The sequence below is a fragment of the Citrobacter sp. RHBSTW-00986 genome, from assembly GCF_013783065.1.
Lineage (GTDB): Bacteria > Pseudomonadota > Gammaproteobacteria > Enterobacterales > Enterobacteriaceae > Citrobacter > Citrobacter braakii.
This window is the reverse complement of sequence record NZ_CP056200.1, coordinates 1,905,647-1,921,040: the sequence shown is the minus strand read 5'-3', so window position 1 is coordinate 1,921,040 and position 15,394 is coordinate 1,905,647. Positions and strand designations below refer to the sequence as shown.

Annotated in this window: 15 protein-coding genes, 1 pseudogene and 1 other annotated feature; of the genes and pseudogenes, 10 read left to right on the top strand and 6 right to left on the bottom strand. The window is 51.9% G+C overall.

Annotation, left to right across the window (positions count from 1 at the left end):
• The first annotated feature begins 213 nt into the window (after positions 1 to 213).
• A complete protein-coding gene (sbcB, locus tag HV345_RS09290; RefSeq protein ID WP_181636538.1) occupies positions 214 to 1,638 on the top strand; it encodes an exodeoxyribonuclease I in 1,425 nt (474 codons plus the stop codon).
• A 60-nt stretch (positions 1,639 to 1,698) separates the two neighbouring features.
• On the opposite strand, the gene plaP is transcribed toward sbcB, so the two are convergent.
• From plaP to HV345_RS09270, 4 genes and pseudogenes are all read right to left on the bottom strand, one after another.
• Positions 1,699 to 3,060: a putrescine/proton symporter PlaP gene (plaP, locus tag HV345_RS09285; protein WP_016153551.1), complete on the bottom strand. Its 1,362-nt coding sequence runs from the start codon at positions 3,058 to 3,060 to the stop codon at positions 1,699 to 1,701.
• Positions 3,050 to 3,112: a membrane protein YoeI gene (yoeI, locus tag HV345_RS26670; RefSeq protein ID WP_099045591.1), complete on the bottom strand. Its 63-nt coding sequence runs from the start codon at positions 3,110 to 3,112 to the stop codon at positions 3,050 to 3,052. Before yoeI ends, plaP begins: the two co-directional genes overlap by 11 nt.
• A gap of 162 nt (positions 3,113 to 3,274) precedes the next feature.
• Positions 3,275 to 4,259 (bottom strand): annotated as a pseudogene (locus HV345_RS09275) (LysR substrate-binding domain-containing protein).
• A 40-nt stretch (positions 4,260 to 4,299) separates the two neighbouring features.
• Positions 4,300 to 5,124 carry an SDR family oxidoreductase gene (locus HV345_RS09270; protein WP_075848377.1) on the bottom strand — a complete coding sequence of 275 codons (825 nt, stop codon included), beginning with the start codon at positions 5,122 to 5,124 and terminating at the stop codon, positions 4,300 to 4,302.
• A 174-nt stretch (positions 5,125 to 5,298) separates the two neighbouring features.
• Between HV345_RS09270 and hisL the strand changes: the two genes are divergently transcribed.
• From hisL to hisIE, 9 genes are all read left to right on the top strand, one after another.
• Positions 5,299 to 5,346: a his operon leader peptide gene (hisL, locus tag HV345_RS09265; protein WP_100250077.1), complete on the top strand. Its 48-nt coding sequence runs from the start codon at positions 5,299 to 5,301 to the stop codon at positions 5,344 to 5,346.
• Positions 5,322 to 5,444 (top strand) — a sequence feature (His leader region). Its footprint overlaps the gene before it by 25 nt.
• Positions 5,445 to 5,489: 45 nt before the next feature.
• Positions 5,490 to 6,389, top strand: a complete 900-nt coding sequence (hisG, locus tag HV345_RS09260; protein ID WP_003834191.1) for an ATP phosphoribosyltransferase — start codon at positions 5,490 to 5,492, stop codon at positions 6,387 to 6,389.
• 5 nt (positions 6,390 to 6,394) lie between these two features.
• Entirely contained in the window at positions 6,395 to 7,699 is a 1,305-nt protein-coding gene (gene hisD / locus HV345_RS09255) for a histidinol dehydrogenase (RefSeq protein WP_046275333.1), read from the top strand.
• The gene (gene hisC / locus HV345_RS09250; RefSeq protein ID WP_181636537.1) at positions 7,696 to 8,775 is read left to right on the top strand and encodes a histidinol-phosphate transaminase; all 1,080 of its coding nucleotides are present in this window, start codon (positions 7,696 to 7,698) and stop codon (positions 8,773 to 8,775) included. The genes hisD and hisC overlap by 4 nt, the downstream gene beginning before the upstream one ends.
• Entirely contained in the window at positions 8,772 to 9,839 is a 1,068-nt protein-coding gene (gene hisB, locus HV345_RS09245) for a bifunctional histidinol-phosphatase/imidazoleglycerol-phosphate dehydratase HisB (protein WP_016153556.1), read from the top strand. The genes hisC and hisB overlap by 4 nt, the downstream gene beginning before the upstream one ends.
• A complete protein-coding gene (hisH, locus tag HV345_RS09240; RefSeq protein ID WP_003030129.1) occupies positions 9,839 to 10,429 on the top strand; it encodes an imidazole glycerol phosphate synthase subunit HisH in 591 nt (196 codons plus the stop codon). The genes hisB and hisH overlap by 1 nt, the downstream gene beginning before the upstream one ends.
• A complete protein-coding gene (gene hisA / locus HV345_RS09235; RefSeq protein WP_047415448.1) occupies positions 10,429 to 11,166 on the top strand; it encodes a 1-(5-phosphoribosyl)-5-[(5-phosphoribosylamino)methylideneamino]imidazole-4-carboxamide isomerase in 738 nt (245 codons plus the stop codon). Before hisH ends, hisA begins: the two co-directional genes overlap by 1 nt.
• Entirely contained in the window at positions 11,148 to 11,924 is a 777-nt protein-coding gene (hisF, locus tag HV345_RS09230; protein ID WP_019077116.1) for an imidazole glycerol phosphate synthase subunit HisF, read from the top strand. Before hisA ends, hisF begins: the two co-directional genes overlap by 19 nt.
• Positions 11,918 to 12,529: a bifunctional phosphoribosyl-AMP cyclohydrolase/phosphoribosyl-ATP diphosphatase HisIE gene (gene hisIE, locus HV345_RS09225; RefSeq protein WP_000956425.1), complete on the top strand. Its 612-nt coding sequence runs from the start codon at positions 11,918 to 11,920 to the stop codon at positions 12,527 to 12,529. Before hisF ends, hisIE begins: the two co-directional genes overlap by 7 nt.
• 46 nt (positions 12,530 to 12,575) lie before the next feature.
• Here the strand turns inward: hisIE and ugd are convergent, their stop codons facing one another.
• Together ugd and gndA are read right to left on the bottom strand one after the other, a co-directional pair.
• On the bottom strand, positions 12,576 to 13,742 hold the full coding sequence (gene ugd / locus HV345_RS09220) for a UDP-glucose 6-dehydrogenase (RefSeq protein WP_181636536.1): 1,167 nt from the start codon (positions 13,740 to 13,742) through the stop codon (positions 12,576 to 12,578).
• 235 nt (positions 13,743 to 13,977) lie between these two features.
• Entirely contained in the window at positions 13,978 to 15,384 is a 1,407-nt protein-coding gene (gene gndA / locus HV345_RS09215) for an NADP-dependent phosphogluconate dehydrogenase (RefSeq protein ID WP_016153561.1), read from the bottom strand.
• Positions 15,385 to 15,394 lie beyond the last annotated feature (10 nt).

Sequence of the window (15,394 nt, the reverse complement as noted above, 5' to 3'; positions counted from 1 at the left end):
CATTTATATTATTTATCAGCTCATAGATTTCAGACAATTTATTCCAGTAATTTCCCTTAACAGTGCAAAATTTATTAATCAATTCTATTAAAGCCTGTTCATCTCAATTTTATTGCGTACATCATTCAGCATTGATAATCGCTTTGCTGATTACCTCGCTATTTTTTGGTATTCTTGGACGAGCGCTAAATTGATCCCGGACATAACTGAACAATGAATGACGGCAAGCAGCAACCTGGTTTTCTCTTTCACGATTACGAGACCTTTGGTACCCATCCGGCGCTGGACAGACCCGCGCAATTTGCGGCTATCCGCACAGATAGCGATTTCAACATTATCGGTGAACCTGAAGTCTTTTATTGCAAACCCGCAGATGACTATCTGCCGCAGCCTGAGGCGGTGCTGATAACCGGTATCACACCGCAGGAAGCGCGTGAAAAAGGAGAAAATGAAGCCGCTTTTGCTGCGCGCATCCACGCCCTGTTCACCGTGCCGAAAACCTGTATCCTGGGCTATAACAACGTGCGCTTCGATGATGAAGTGACGCGCAACATCCTGTATCGCAATTTCTACGATCCCTACGCCTGGAGCTGGCAGAACGATAATTCACGCTGGGATCTGCTGGATGTGATGCGCGCCAGCTATGCCTTGCGTCCTGAAGGAATTAACTGGCCGGAAAACGACGACGGCTTACCCAGCTTTCGCCTGGAGCATTTGACCAAAGCCAACGGTATTGAACATGCCAATGCCCACGATGCGATGGCCGACGTATACGCCACAATTGCGATGGCGCAATTAGTGAAGTCGCGCCAGCCGCGCCTGTTTGATTATCTCTACAGCCATCGCAATAAGCACAAGCTGGCCGCACTGATTGATGTCCCGCAAATGAAGCCGCTGGTCCATGTTTCGGGGATGTTCGGCGCATGGCGCGGCAACACCAGTTGGGTGGCGCCTTTAGCCTGGCATCCTGAGAATCGCAACGCGGTGATTATGGTCGACTTAGCCGGTGATATTTCACCGCTGCTCGAACTGGACAGCGACGCGCTGCGTGAGCGGCTCTACACTGCTAAAGCTGATCTGGGAGATAACCCAGCCGTGCCAGTTAAACTGGTGCACATCAACAAATGCCCGGTACTGGCACAGGCGAATACCTTGCGCCCGGAAGATGCCGATCGCCTTGGCATTAACCGCCAGCATTGTCTGGATAATCTCAAAATACTGCGCGAAAACCCGCAGGTTCGCGACAAAGTGGTGGCCATCTTCGCCGATGCGGAACCCTTTACGCCATCAGATAACGTAGACGCACAGTTGTACAATGGTTTTTTCAGCGATGCCGATCGTGCCGCGATGAAAATCGTTCTGGAAACTGAGCCGCGCAATTTACCGGCGCTGGATATCTCCTTTGTCGATAAGCGCATTGAAAAGCTGCTGTTTAACTACCGCGCACGTAACTTCCCTGGAACGCTGGATGAAGCCGAACAGCAGCGCTGGCTGGACCATCGTCGTCAAATATTCACGCCGGAGTTTTTGCAAAATTACGCCAATGAATTGCAGATGCTGAGCCTGCAATATGCAGATAACAAAGAGAAACTGATGCTGCTGAAGTCACTCTGGCAGTATGCGCAAGAGATTGTATAACTCCCACGTATAAAAAAACCGGAGAACATGTCTCCGGTTTTTTTTATCTAAATACAGCTATTACGCGATATCTTCGTCGTACTGTGGCACCGGGTTACGGAAGCTTTTGGTCACGCAAGCCAGGTAAATCAGACCAATAGCGGCCCAGATCAGACCCAGAACCATTGAGCTCTCTTCCAGGTTCACCCACAGCGCACCAACGGTCAGCGCACCGCACATTGGCAGGAACAGATACTGGAAGTGGTCTTTCAGCGTCTTGTTACGCTTCTCACGGATCCAGAACTGGGAGATCACCGACAGGTTAACGAAGGTAAACGCCACCAGCGCACCGAAGTTAATCAGCGCCGTCGCCATCACCAGGTCGAAGTTAATTGCCAGCAGAGCAATCGCACCAACCAGAATGATGTTCATGGACGGAGTACGCCATTTCGGGTGGACATAACCGAAGAAACTTTTCGGGAACACACCGTCACGCCCCATCACATACATCAGACGCGCTACGCCTGCATGCGCCGCCATACCTGACGCCAGTACGGTAATGGTAGAGAAAATCAGCGCGCCGACCTGGAAGAACTTACCAGCGACATACAGCATGATTTCCGGCTGCGAAGCGTCCGGATCCTTGAAGCGTGAGATATCCGGGAAGTACAGCTGCAACAGATAGGTGGAGACGATAAAGATCAGGCCACCAATCAGCGCGGTCAGGAAAATCGCCCGCGGGATCACACGTTCAGCGTCTTTGGTTTCTTCAGACAGGTTGCTGATACCGTCAAAACCGGTGAACGAGAAGCACAGGATAGTCGCTCCCGTGATCATCGGGATCACATGCGCATCACCTGACCAGAACGGACGGCTGCTCGCCAGCGTACCGGCACCTTCCCCTTCGAACACGCCATAAACGACCATGCCGAGGATCACTGCAATCAGCACCACCTGCAACAACACGATGACGGTGTTGAAATTCGCAACAGATTTCAGGCTGCGCAGGTTAAAGGCAGTCATAAAGGCCACCAGCGCCACCACGAATATCCATGACGGTATCGACGGCACCAGAGCTTCAAAATAAATTTTCGCCAACAGAATGTTGATCATCGGTGCGAACAGGTAGTCCAGCAGTGATGACCAACCCACCATAAAGCCAACGGTCGGGCTAATGGATTTCTGGGCGTAAGTGTAGGCAGAGCCTGCAGACGGATAGCGACGCACCAGTTTACCGTAGCTCAGTGCGGTAAAGAGGATGGCGATCAGTGCAAAGGCGTAAGCTGTCGGGACGTGACCATCGGTCATTCCTGATACGATACCGAATGTATCGAACAGCGTCATCGGCTGCATATAGGCAAGGCCCATCATGACAACCGGAACCAGCGTAAGCGTTTTACGTAATTCCACGCGAGAGGTGTTTGGAGTAGCGTTATGCGACATGGTTATCCCCCATTACGGCGAAAACCGTCGCGTAAGCAAAAAATTGCCCCATTTTTTGTTAATCCTCAGCGACAACAACTGTCGATTTTTAAGTAAGTATCTATCCGGTACGAAGCCCGGCCTCTTTTATGAATGATTGGTTTGATGCAAAAAAATAACCGACGCGTATTAAAACGTCGGTTAATGTCATTTTTTGCAAGCGGCGTATTTTGCACTAATTTGGAGAGAAATAACAAGAGATTGAAGCTACTACAAAAGAATATTTTTTCTTAACTGATTGATTTATCAGCAGCCGTTTTAACATACACCCCCGCAATAGCACTATTTGCTAAAATCTCATCCCGCCACCAGGCACTGGCCAACCCGGCAGTCTGTTCATTCCAACCTATCCACACAGGTTCAAAGATAATTTGTGCGACCACCTTTTTCTCAATCAGAGCGCCACTTTCCAGAAATCGCTGTGCCAGGTAGCGCGGAATATAGCCGCATCCCAGACCACTGATTTGCAGTTCCAGCTTGGTTTTGAAGTCAAAAACGGTGATGGCTTCCTGATCGTCAAGCACCTGGGAGCCGGAGACGTTGGCATGCTGTGCATTGTCGCCCACCACAATCGCGCGAAAACGCCGAATAGTGCGACGATTCAACGGCTCCTGTTCCTGCGCCAGCGGATGATGCGACGCAACCACAAACACCTGCTCCAGAACCCCTAGCTGCGCAAAGCCAAATTCGCTCGCGGCAGGCGGCTCATGTGTGGCGCCGACAATAATATCCGCCCGCCCCTGAGTGAGGGCATCCCAGGAGCCGCCCAGCACGCCATTGATAAATTTCAGGCGCGTCACACTGTGGTGTTGATAGAAAGATTCGATGAGTGGGGCCAGCAGCGAAAAGGGAAACGTATCATCTACGCCAATAACCAGTTCATTCTCCCAGCCTTCGTGAAGTTTAATCGCCTGCTTTTCGAGTTCGCGGACGGTGTGCAACACCTCCCGCCCCTTTTCCAGCAGCATCTGCCCGGTACGGGTAAACTTAGCCCGATGTCCGCTGCGATCGAGTAGCTGAATATTAAGATCGCTTTCCAGCTTATGGACGGTGTAGCTCAGCGCAGACGGCGTCTTAAACAATTTTGCCGACGCCGCAGCGAAACTGCCCTCTTTTTCCAACGCATCGAGGATGATAAGAACGTCCAGCAGTGGTTTCATACTCGCCCCCTGGCGGTATCAGCGGCACTCTGCTGGTCTGTCACTCCATCGGCATCACCAGCGGGTCAGGATACTGGTACTCAAACCCAAGCTCGTTACAAATACGGTTGCCATCAATGACTTTACCTTTACCGTTATCCTCATTGCCACGAAATTCCGGCGGCTCCATCCCCAACTGGCGGGCCATCTGTGGATAGAACACATTGCGCGCCGGATGCATAGGCGCACATATATTATAGATGTGTCCCCCTTTTGGCGCTTGCAGCAGCAAAGAGATGGCGGAAACCACATCATCCAGATGCACCAGATTGACGCCATGGTGTCCATCTGGCGCCGTCTTGCCAGCGAAAAAACGACCGGGATGTCTTCCCGGGCCGACAAGTCCGGCCAGGCGCAAAATATCCACCGAAGTGCCGGGTAAATTGTGCAACCAGTCTTCAAGTTCTTTCAAAACGCGACCACTTGCCGTGACCGGGTTACGCTGAGTCCCTTCTTTCACGATGCCTTGTGCATCGCCATAGACCGACGTCGAACTGGTAAAAATAATCCGCGGGATGCGGTACGCCAGCGCACTGTCGACCAGCTCCTGCATAGCCTGCAGGTAAAATGTCTCCCCCGGACCGCTACGGCGCGCAGGTAGCGTAATAACCAGCGCGTCGGCGTCCATCAGTGCGTCGAGATCGTCTGTCTCACAAACCAGTTCAGGCTCCAGGCGCAGCGAGTAACTCTCTATACCACTCATGCGGGCCGCTTCCACCCCATCCAATGTGGTTTTGCTGCCGGTAACCTGCCAGCCTCTAGCCGCCAGCGACATAGCTAACGGCATGCCTAACCAACCTAAACCGACAATTGCGACCTTTTTCATGCCTTCTCTCCTGACTTTTGGCCTATAACGCAAGGCTACGCTAGCCCACAGTGGCTGACAATTCATAGTATCAATATGAAATGAATTAATGATCAAAAAAAGCCCTTGCTTTCCGTAGCTAAAGTGGTTTAGGTTAAAAGACATCAAATGAATAAACATTCATCGAGAAAATTTATGACACGCGCTCAATTCAAGCACCATCATCACCATCATCCTGACTAGTCTTTCAGGCGATGTGTGCTGGGAGACATTTAAATCTTCCAGCGGTGCATGAGCGTATGAGAAAGCCCCCGGAAGATTTCTTCCGGGGGCTTTTTTTTGTGCGTGACCCAAACTGATTCAGACAGGATAACGAGGAATAAAGAATGTTAGATAACACCCGTTTACGCATAGCTATGCAGAAATCAGGTCGTTTAAGCGATGATTCACGCGAATTGCTGGCCCGTTGCGGCATTAAAATTAATCTTCACACCCAGCGCCTGATCGCGATGGCTGAGAATATGCCGATCGATATTCTGCGCGTGCGTGATGACGATATCCCGGGTCTGGTGATGGACGGCGTCGTAGATCTCGGCATCATCGGGGAAAACGTTCTCGAAGAGGAACTGCTCAACCGCCGGGCACAGGGTGAAGATCCGCGCTATTTTACCCTGCGTCGTCTGGACTTCGGCGGTTGCCGTCTTTCGCTGGCTACCCCGGTTGATGAAGCCTGGGATGGCCCGGCAGCGCTGAACGGTAAGCGTATCGCTACCTCTTACCCACACCTGCTTAAACGTTATCTTGATCAAAAAGGGGTGTCGTTTAAATCCTGTCTGTTAAACGGCTCTGTAGAAGTCGCTCCCCGCGCAGGTCTGGCTGATGCGATTTGCGATCTGGTGTCAACCGGAGCAACGCTTGAAGCCAACGGTCTGCGTGAAGTGGAAGTGATTTACCGCTCTAAAGCCTGCCTGATTCAGCGCGACGGCGAAATGGCCGAAGCCAAGCAACAACTGATCGACAAACTGCTGACCCGTATTCAGGGGGTTATTCAGGCACGTGAATCAAAATACATCATGATGCACGCGCCGAGCGAACGTCTGGACGAAGTCATCGCCCTGCTGCCAGGCGCTGAGCGCCCTACCATTCTGCCACTGGCAGGTGACCAACAGCGCGTAGCCATGCACATGGTCAGCAGCGAAACCCTGTTCTGGGAAACGATGGAAAAACTGAAAGCGCTTGGCGCCAGCTCCATTCTGGTGCTGCCGATTGAGAAGATGATGGAGTGATAGCCATGAGCTTCAATACCCTGATCGACTGGAATAGCTGTAGCCCCGAGCAGCAGCGCGAACTGCTGATGCGCCCGGCGATATCCGCCTCTGAAAGCATCAGCCGCACGGTGGCCGAGATTCTTGAGAACGTCAAAAATAACGGCGACCGGGCGCTGCGTGAATACAGTGCTAAGTTTGACAAAACCGAGGTCGGCGCGCTGCGCGTCACCGAAGAAGAAATTCAGCAAGCCAGTAGCCGCCTGAGCGACGAGCTGAAACAAGCCATGCAGGCGGCGGTGCGTAATATTGATGCGTTCCACACCGCGCAAATTCTGCCGCCGGTGGATATTGAAACTCAGCCTGGCGTGCGCTGCCAGCAGATTACTCGCCCTATCGCCTCCGTGGGGCTGTATATTCCTGGGGGATCGGCACCGCTCTTCTCTACCGTATTAATGCTGGCGACCCCGGCGCGTATCGCCGGCTGCAAAAAAGTGGTGCTCTGCTCACCGCCGCCGATTGCCGATGAAATCCTCTACGCCGCGCAACTGTGTGGCGTAAAAGAGGTGTTCAACGTGGGCGGCGCGCAGGCCATTGCCGCGCTGGCGCTGGGTACCGAATCTATTCCTAAGGTCGATAAAATCTTCGGGCCAGGCAATGCGTATGTGACCGAAGCCAAACGTCAGGTCAGCCAGCGTCTTGACGGCGCGGCTATCGACATGCCTGCGGGCCCGTCTGAAGTGCTGGTTATTGCCGACAGCGGCGCGACGCCTGACTTTGTTGCTTCCGACCTGCTCTCTCAGGCCGAACACGGCCCCGACTCGCAGGTTATCCTGCTGACGCCAGACGCTACGCTTGCCGAAGGCGTGGCCAAAGCCGTTGAACGCCAGCTTGCCGAGCTTTCCCGCGCCGACACCGCACGTCAGGCGCTCGCCGCCAGTCGACTGATCGTCGCCAGAGATCTTGAGCAATGCGTGGCCATCTCTAACGCCTACGGCCCGGAGCACCTGATTATTCAGACCCGTAACGCGCGTGAACTGGTTGACGATATCACCAGCGCTGGTTCGGTATTCCTGGGTGACTGGTCTCCTGAGTCGGCTGGCGACTATGCTTCCGGCACCAACCACGTTCTTCCGACCTACGGCTATACCGCAACCTGCTCAAGCCTTGGGCTGGCTGATTTCCAGAAACGGATGACGGTACAGGAATTAACTCCCCAAGGTTTCTCTGCCCTGGCCTCCACCATTGAAACACTGGCCGCTGCTGAACGACTGACTGCCCACAAAAATGCCGTCACCCTGCGCGTTAACGCCCTGAAGGAGCAAGCATGAGCACTGACAACTTTCTCAGCGTCACTGATTTAGCCCGTAAGAATGTTCGCGAGTTAACGCCCTATCAGTCTGCCCGTCGTCTTGGCGGTAACGGGGACGTGTGGCTCAACGCGAATGAGTACCCAACCGCCGTTGAGTTCCAGCTACGCCAGCAGACGCTGAACCGCTATCCGGAGTGTCAGCCGAAAGCCGTAATTGAGAATTACGCGCAGTATGCTGGCGTCAAACCAGAGCAGGTGCTGGTCAGCCGCGGCGCAGATGAAGGGATCGAACTGCTGGTGCGCGCTTTTTGCGAACCCGGTAAAGATGCCATTCTCTACTGTCCGCCGACTTACGGCATGTACAGCGTCAGCGCCGAAACGATTGGCGTTGAATGCCGCACCGTCCCGACCCTGGATAACTGGCAGCTGGATTTACAAGGCATCGCGGACAAGCTTGATGGCGTGAAAGTGGTCTACGTATGTAGCCCCAATAACCCAACCGGCCAGCTGATAAATCCGCAGGACCTACGTTCACTGCTCGAAATGACGCAGGGTAAAGCCATCGTGGTCGCTGATGAGGCCTATATTGAGTTTTGTCCGCAGGCTACGCTGGCAGGCTGGCTGTCTGAGTATCCGCATCTGGCAGTATTACGTACGCTGTCTAAAGCATTTGCTCTCGCCGGTTTACGCTGCGGATTTACGCTGGCGAATGAAGAGGTTATCAATCTGCTGTTAAAGGTGATTGCCCCCTACCCGCTTTCTACCCCGGTAGCGGATATTGCCGCCCAGGCGCTGACGCCACAAGGGATTTCCGCCATGCGCCAACGCGTAGAGCAGATCCTGCAAGAGCGTCAGTATCTGGTGGAGAACCTGAAAATCATTCGCTGTGTAGAGCAGGTTTTCGACTCTGAAACCAACTATGTTCTGGCGCGCTTCACCGCATCAAGCAGCGTATTTAAATCTTTGTGGGATCAGGGCATTATCTTACGAGATCAGAATAAACAACCTTCATTAAGCGGCTGCCTGCGAATTACTGTCGGAACCCGCGAAGAGAGCCAGCGCGTCATTGACGCCTTACGTGCGGAGCAAGTATGAGCCAGAAGTATCTTTTTATTGACCGTGATGGAACCCTGATTTCCGAACCGCCAAGTGACTTTCAGGTCGATCGCTTTGACAAACTCGCCTTCGAGCCGGACGTCGTTCCCGTTTTGCTGAAGCTGCAAAAAGCCGGCTTTAAGCTGGTGATGATTACTAACCAGGATGGACTCGGTACGCAGAGCTTCCCGCAGGCCGATTTTGACGGTCCGCATAACCTGATGATGCAAATATTCACCTCTCAGGGCGTAGCATTCGATGAGGTGCTGATCTGCCCGCACCTGCCAGCGGACGCGTGTGATTGCCGTAAGCCAAAAGTGAAACTGGTTGAGCAGTATCTGGTTGAACAGGCTATGGATGTGGCAAACAGCTACGTCATTGGTGATCGGGCAACCGATATTCAGCTCGCAGAAAACATGGGCATTAGCGGATTACGCTACCACCGTGACACCCTGAACTGGGCGATGATCGGCGAGCAGTTGACCAAGCGAGACCGCTACGCGCACGTTGAGCGCAATACCAAAGAGACGCAGATTGACGTCAAAGTCTGGCTGGACCGCGAAGGCCGTAGCAAAATCAATACCGGCGTTGGCTTCTTTGACCACATGCTGGATCAAATCGCCACCCACGGCGGTTTTCGCATGGAGATTGCCGTCAAAGGCGATCTGTATATTGACGATCACCACACCGTTGAAGATACCGGTCTGGCGCTGGGTGAAGCCTTAAAGCTGGCATTAGGCGATAAACGCGGTATCAACCGTTTTGGTTTTGTGCTGCCGATGGATGAGTGCCTGGCACGTTGCGCGCTGGATATCTCGGGGCGTCCGCACCTGGAATACCGCGCGGAGTTTACCTACCAGCGCGTTGGCGATCTGAGCACAGAGATGATTGAACACTTCTTCCGTTCACTCTCTTACACCATGGGTGTCACCTTGCACCTGAAAACCAAAGGGAAAAATGACCACCACCGTGTGGAGAGCCTGTTTAAAGCCTTTGGTCGTACGCTGCGTCAGGCTATTCGCGTAGAAGGCGATACGCTGCCCTCCTCGAAAGGAGTGCTGTAATGAACGTGGTGATCCTTGATACCGGCTGCGCCAACCTGCACTCGGTGAAATCCGCCGTCGCACGCCATGGATACGACCCGGTTGTCAGCCGTGACCCGGACGTAGTGCTGCGTGCCGATAAACTGTTTCTGCCGGGCGTCGGTACCGCTCAGGCGGCTATGGACCAGTTGCACGAGCGTGAACTGATTGAACTGATTAAAGCTTGTACGCAACCGGTACTGGGGATCTGTTTAGGCATGCAACTGCTTGGCCGCCGCAGCGAAGAGAGTAACGGTGTCTCTCTGCTGGGCATTATTGAGCAGGACGTTCCGAAGATGACCGATTTCGGTCTGCCGCTGCCGCATATGGGCTGGAATCGCGTCTATCCGCAGGCGGGAAATCGTCTGTTCCAGGGCATTGAAGATGGCGCGTATTTCTACTTTGTACACAGCTATGCTATGCCGGTGAACCCGTGGACCATCGCCCAGTGCCATTACGGCGAACCATTTACCGCGGCAGTACAAAAGGACAATTTCTTTGGCGTGCAGTTTCACCCTGAACGCTCGGGCGCGGCTGGGGCACAGTTGCTGAAAAACTTTCTGGAGATGTAATGATTATTCCGGCATTAGATTTAATCGACGGCACGGTGGTGCGTCTTCATCAGGGCGATTACGCAACGCAACGTGATTATGGCAACGATCCTCTCCCCCGTTTACAGGATTACGCAGCTCAGGGTGCCGAAGTACTGCACCTGGTTGATTTAACTGGCGCGAAAGACCCGGCGCAGCGGCAGATCCCACTGATTAAAACGCTGGTCGCAGGTGTCAATGTTCCGGTACAGGTTGGCGGCGGTGTGCGTACTGAGGCGGACGTTGCGGCGCTGCTTGACGCAGGCGTGGCGCGCGTGGTGGTAGGTTCGACGGCAGTAAAATCCCCCGAGGTAGTCAAGGGCTGGTTTGCCCGTTTTGGCGCCGACGCGCTGGTACTGGCGCTGGACGTTCGTATTGACGAGCGCGGAAATAAACAGGTAGCGGTTAGCGGCTGGCAGGAAGATTCTGGGGTTTCTCTGGAAGAACTGGTTGAGACCTATTTACCCGTCGGCCTGAAGCACGTGCTGTGCACCGATATCTCCCGCGACGGCACGCTGGCTGGCTCAAACGTCGCGCTTTATGAAGAAGTGTGCGCCAAATATCAGCAGGTAGCATTCCAGTCATCTGGCGGCATTGGAGGGATCGAGGACGTAGCAGCCCTGCGTGGAACCGGCGTACGCGGCGTGATCGTCGGACGCGCCCTGCTGGAAGGTAAGTTCACCGTTGAGGAGGCCATTCAATGCTGGCAAAACGCATAATTCCTTGTCTGGACGTTCGTGATGGGCAGGTGGTAAAAGGCGTCCAGTTTCGCAATCACGAGATTATTGGCGACATTGTCCCGCTGGCAAAACGCTATGCCGATGAAGGCGCAGATGAACTGGTGTTCTACGATATCACCGCCTCCAGCGATGGCCGCGTAGTGGATAAAAGCTGGGTATCTCGCGTGGCGGAAGTGATCGATATTCCGTTCTGCGTTGCCGGTGGCATTAAATCCATCGACGATGCGGCGCGCATCCTCTCCTTCGGGGCGGATAAAATCTCTATCAACTCCCCGGCGCTGGCCGAACCGGAGCTTATCACTCGTCTGGCTGACCGCTTTGGCGTGCAGTGTATCGTGGTAGGCATTGATACCTGGTATGACGCCGAAACCGGCAAATATCATGTTAATCAATATACCGGGGATGAAAGCCGTACCCGCGTCACGCAGTGGGAAACGCTGGACTGGGTGCAGGAAGTACAAAAACGCGGCGCAGGCGAAATCGTCCTGAACATGATGAACCAGGACGGCGTGCGTAACGGCTACGATCTGGAGCAACTGAAAAAAGTGCGCGACGTTTGCCATGTACCGCTGATTGCCTCCGGCGGCGCGGGCACCATGGAACACTTCCTTGAAGCATTCCGGGACGCCGACGTTGACGGCGCGCTTGCCGCTTCCGTCTTTCACAAGCAAATTATTAATATTGGCGAATTAAAAGCGTACCTGGCAACACAGGGCGTGGAGATCAGGATATGTTAACGAAGCAACAATGCCGCGAGCTGGACTGGGAAAAAACCGACGGACTGATGCCAGTCATCGTGCAGCATGCGGTTTCCGGTGAGGTACTAATGCTGGGTTATATGAACCCGGAAGCACTGGATAAAACGCTTGAAAGCGGCAAAGTGACCTTTTTCTCGCGGACCAAACAGCGCCTGTGGACCAAGGGTGAAACCTCCGGTCACTTCCTGAACGTGGTGAGCATCGCGCCCGACTGCGACAACGACACCCTGCTGGTGCTGGTTAACCCGATTGGCCCGACCTGCCATAAAGGCACCTCAAGCTGCTTTGGTGATGCCAGCCACCAGTGGCTGTTCCTGTATCAACTGGAGCAACTACTGGCCGAACGTAAAACCGCTGACCCGGCAAGCTCCTACACTGCGAAGCTGTATGCCAGCGGCACCAAACGCATTGCGCAAAAAGTGGGTGAAGAAGGCGTAGAGACCGCGCTGGCCGCAACCGTGAACGATCGTTTCGAACTGACCAATGAAGCCTCTGATCTGATGTATCACCTGCTGGTTCTGCTGCAGGATCAGGACCTCGACCTGACGACGGTGATTGAGAATTTACGCAAAAGACATCAGTAATAGACAGATACCGGCACTATGCCGGTATCTTTATTTAATTGAGCGTTTAATCATTTCCGAATAAATCTCTGGTATAGACTTTATCGGCTACATCCAACAGTTCTTCGGCCATCCGGTTAGAGATTATAACATCGGACTCGTTTTTAAATTTAGCCAGATCACGCTCAACCCGCGAATTGAAAAAACTATCATCTGGCAATACAGGCTCATAGATTATGACCGGAATACCTTTCGCTTTAATACGCTTCATAATACCCTGGATAGACGATGCCCGGAAATTATCTGAGCCACTTTTCATAATCAATCGATAAATACCGACGACCTTTGGCTTTCGTGAAATAATTGCATCAGCAATAAAGTCTTTTCGCGTCCGGTTAGCATCAACGATTGCTGAAATAATATTATTTGGTACAGATTTATAGTTGGCGAGTAATTGCTTAGTGTCTTTTGGCAGACAGTATCCACCGTAACCGAATGAGGGATTGTTGTAATGGTTACCAATACGCGGGTCCAGACAAACCCCTTCGATGATCTGTCGAGCATTAAGCCCCAGGCTTTCTGCATAGCTATCAAGTTCGTTAAAATAGGCAACACGCATCGCCAGATAGGTATTTGCAAAGAGCTTGATAGCTTCGGCTTCAGTTGAATCTGTAAATAGGGTCGGAATATCTTTCTTCAGAGCCCCTTCCTGTAGCAGTGCAGCAAACGTTTCAGCACGGGAAGATCGTTCACCAATTACAATGCGTGAAGGGTACAAATTGTCATATAGCGCTTTACCCTCTCGCAGGAATTCTGGGGAAAAGATGATATTGTCTGAGCTATACTTTTGACGCATCGATTGAGTAAAACCGACAGGAACCGTCGATTTTATTACCATTACTGCATCTGGATTTATTTTAATAACATCCTGTATAACTGACTCGACGCTGCTAGTATCGAAATAATTAGTTTTGGGATCGTAATCTGTTGGGGTAGCAATAATGACAAATTCTGCGTTCTGATAAGCTTTGTGCTTATCCAGGGTAGCGCTGAATGTTATATCTTTTGATTGCAGATACTGTTCAATTTCTTGATCAACTATCGGAGATATCCGATTATTTAGCATCTCGACACGGGAAGGAACTATGTCCAGAGCAATGACCTGATGATGTTGGGCGATAAGAAGACCATTTGACAGGCCAACATATCCGGTACCAGAAATGGTGATTTTCATTTCATGCTCTCAGTATTATCTTAATAATTAATCATGATGTCGTACATCCTGATAAGAGAATAATGTTTTAACGTTTTGTTGAATATTGTGTCAACGAAGGTTAAAACAATTCAGATTTTCTTTATCAGAGTACGCTAGAAATATTAAGTAAAGATTAAGCAATCAACTTAAATCAATAAGATTTGGGATAAAAAAAAGCCCGGTCAAAAAACCGGGCCAGTGCACGTCAGAAGACTTATTCCATCCATTCAGTATGGAAAACACCTTCTTTATCAGTACGTTTATAAGTATGCGCACCGAAGTAGTCACGCTGGGCCTGAATCAGATTTGCAGGGAGCACTTCTGCACGGTAGCTGTCGTAATAAGCGACAGCAGCAGAGAATGTCGGTACCGGGATACCATTCTGCACAGCATACGCAACAACATCACGTAGCGCCTGTTGGTATTCATCGGCAATGTTCTTGAAGTACGGGTCGAGCAGCAGGTTTGCGATACCAGGGTTTTTAGCATAGGCATCGGTGATTTTCTGCAGGAACTGCGCGCGGATGATGCAGCCCGCACGGAAGATTTTTGCAATCTCGCCGTAGTTCAGATCCCAATTATGCTCGTCAGATGCGGCACGCAGCTGTGAGAAGCCCTGAGCATAAGACACAATCTTACCGAGGTACAGCGCACGACGCACTTTCTCAATAAATTCTGCCTTATCACCCGCAAGCTGAGTTTTAGGACCGGACAGGACTTTAGAGGCAGCAACACGCTGATCTTTCAGTGAAGAGATGTAACGTGCAAACACAGACTCAGTAATCAGAGACAGTGGTTCACCGAGATCCAGAGAGCTCTGGCTGGTCCATTTACCCGTCCCTTTATTCGCCGCTTCATCCAGGATGAAATCCACCAAATATTTACCATCTTCATCTTTTTTAGTGAAGATATCTTTGGTGATATCGATCAGGTAGCTACTCAGTTCGCCGTTATTCCACTCGGTGAAGGTGCTAGCCAGTTCTTCGTTGCTTAGGTTCAAACCACCTTTCAATAATGAGTAGGCTTCAGCAATCAGTTGCATATCACCGTACTCAATACCGTTGTGTACCATCTTCACATAGTGACCAGCACCGTCGGCACCGATATACGTCACACACGGTTCACCATCTTCTGCAACAGCGGCGATTTTGGTCAGGATTGGGGCAACCAGCTCGTAAGCTTCTTTCTGGCCACCAGGCATAATAGATGGTCCCTTCAGCGCACCTTCTTCGCCACCGGAGACGCCGGTACCGATGAAGTTAAATCCTTCAGCTGAGAGCTCACGGTTACGACGGATAGTGTCCTGGAAGAACGTATTACCGCCATCAATAATGATGTCACCTTTATCCAGATATGGCTTCAGGGAGTCGATAGCAGCATCAGTGCCAGCGCCTGCTTTCACCATTAACAGGATACGACGAGGCGTTTCAAGGGATTCAACAAACTCTTTTACCGTATAGTAAGGAACCAGTTTTTTCCCCGGATTCTCGGCGATAACCTCTTCCGTTTTTTCACGCGAGCGGTTGAAAACGGACACGGTGTAACCACGGCTTTCGATGTTGAGCGCCAGGTTGCGCCCCATCACAGCCATACCAACGACGCCGATTTGTTGCTTAGACATGTAAAACTCC

What these genes read in the sequence shown, in the direction of transcription:
- hisC (WP_181636537.1), top strand. Translation starts at nt 7,696, where the DNA reads ATGAGCACTGACAACTTTCTCAGCGTCACTGATTTAGCCCGTAAGAAT.
- hisF (WP_019077116.1), top strand. Translation starts at nt 11,148, where the DNA reads ATGCTGGCAAAACGCATAATTCCTTGTCTGGACGTTCGTGATGGGCAG.
- hisH (WP_003030129.1), top strand. Translation starts at nt 9,839, where the DNA reads ATGAACGTGGTGATCCTTGATACCGGCTGCGCCAACCTGCACTCGGTG.
- ugd (WP_181636536.1), bottom strand. Translation starts at nt 13,742, where the DNA reads ATGAAAATCACCATTTCTGGTACCGGATATGTTGGCCTGTCAAATGGT.
- sbcB (WP_181636538.1), top strand. Translation starts at nt 214, where the DNA reads ATGAATGACGGCAAGCAGCAACCTGGTTTTCTCTTTCACGATTACGAG.
- hisD (WP_046275333.1), top strand. Translation starts at nt 6,395, where the DNA reads ATGAGCTTCAATACCCTGATCGACTGGAATAGCTGTAGCCCCGAGCAG.
- hisG (WP_003834191.1), top strand. Translation starts at nt 5,490, where the DNA reads ATGTTAGATAACACCCGTTTACGCATAGCTATGCAGAAATCAGGTCGT.
- gndA (WP_016153561.1), bottom strand. Translation starts at nt 15,384, where the DNA reads ATGTCTAAGCAACAAATCGGCGTCGTTGGTATGGCTGTGATGGGGCGC.
- plaP (WP_016153551.1), bottom strand. Translation starts at nt 3,060, where the DNA reads ATGTCGCATAACGCTACTCCAAACACCTCTCGCGTGGAATTACGTAAA.
- hisIE (WP_000956425.1), top strand. Translation starts at nt 11,918, where the DNA reads ATGTTAACGAAGCAACAATGCCGCGAGCTGGACTGGGAAAAAACCGAC.
- hisB (WP_016153556.1), top strand. Translation starts at nt 8,772, where the DNA reads ATGAGCCAGAAGTATCTTTTTATTGACCGTGATGGAACCCTGATTTCC.
- hisA (WP_047415448.1), top strand. Translation starts at nt 10,429, where the DNA reads ATGATTATTCCGGCATTAGATTTAATCGACGGCACGGTGGTGCGTCTT.
- HV345_RS09270 (WP_075848377.1), bottom strand. Translation starts at nt 5,124, where the DNA reads ATGAAAAAGGTCGCAATTGTCGGTTTAGGTTGGTTAGGCATGCCGTTA.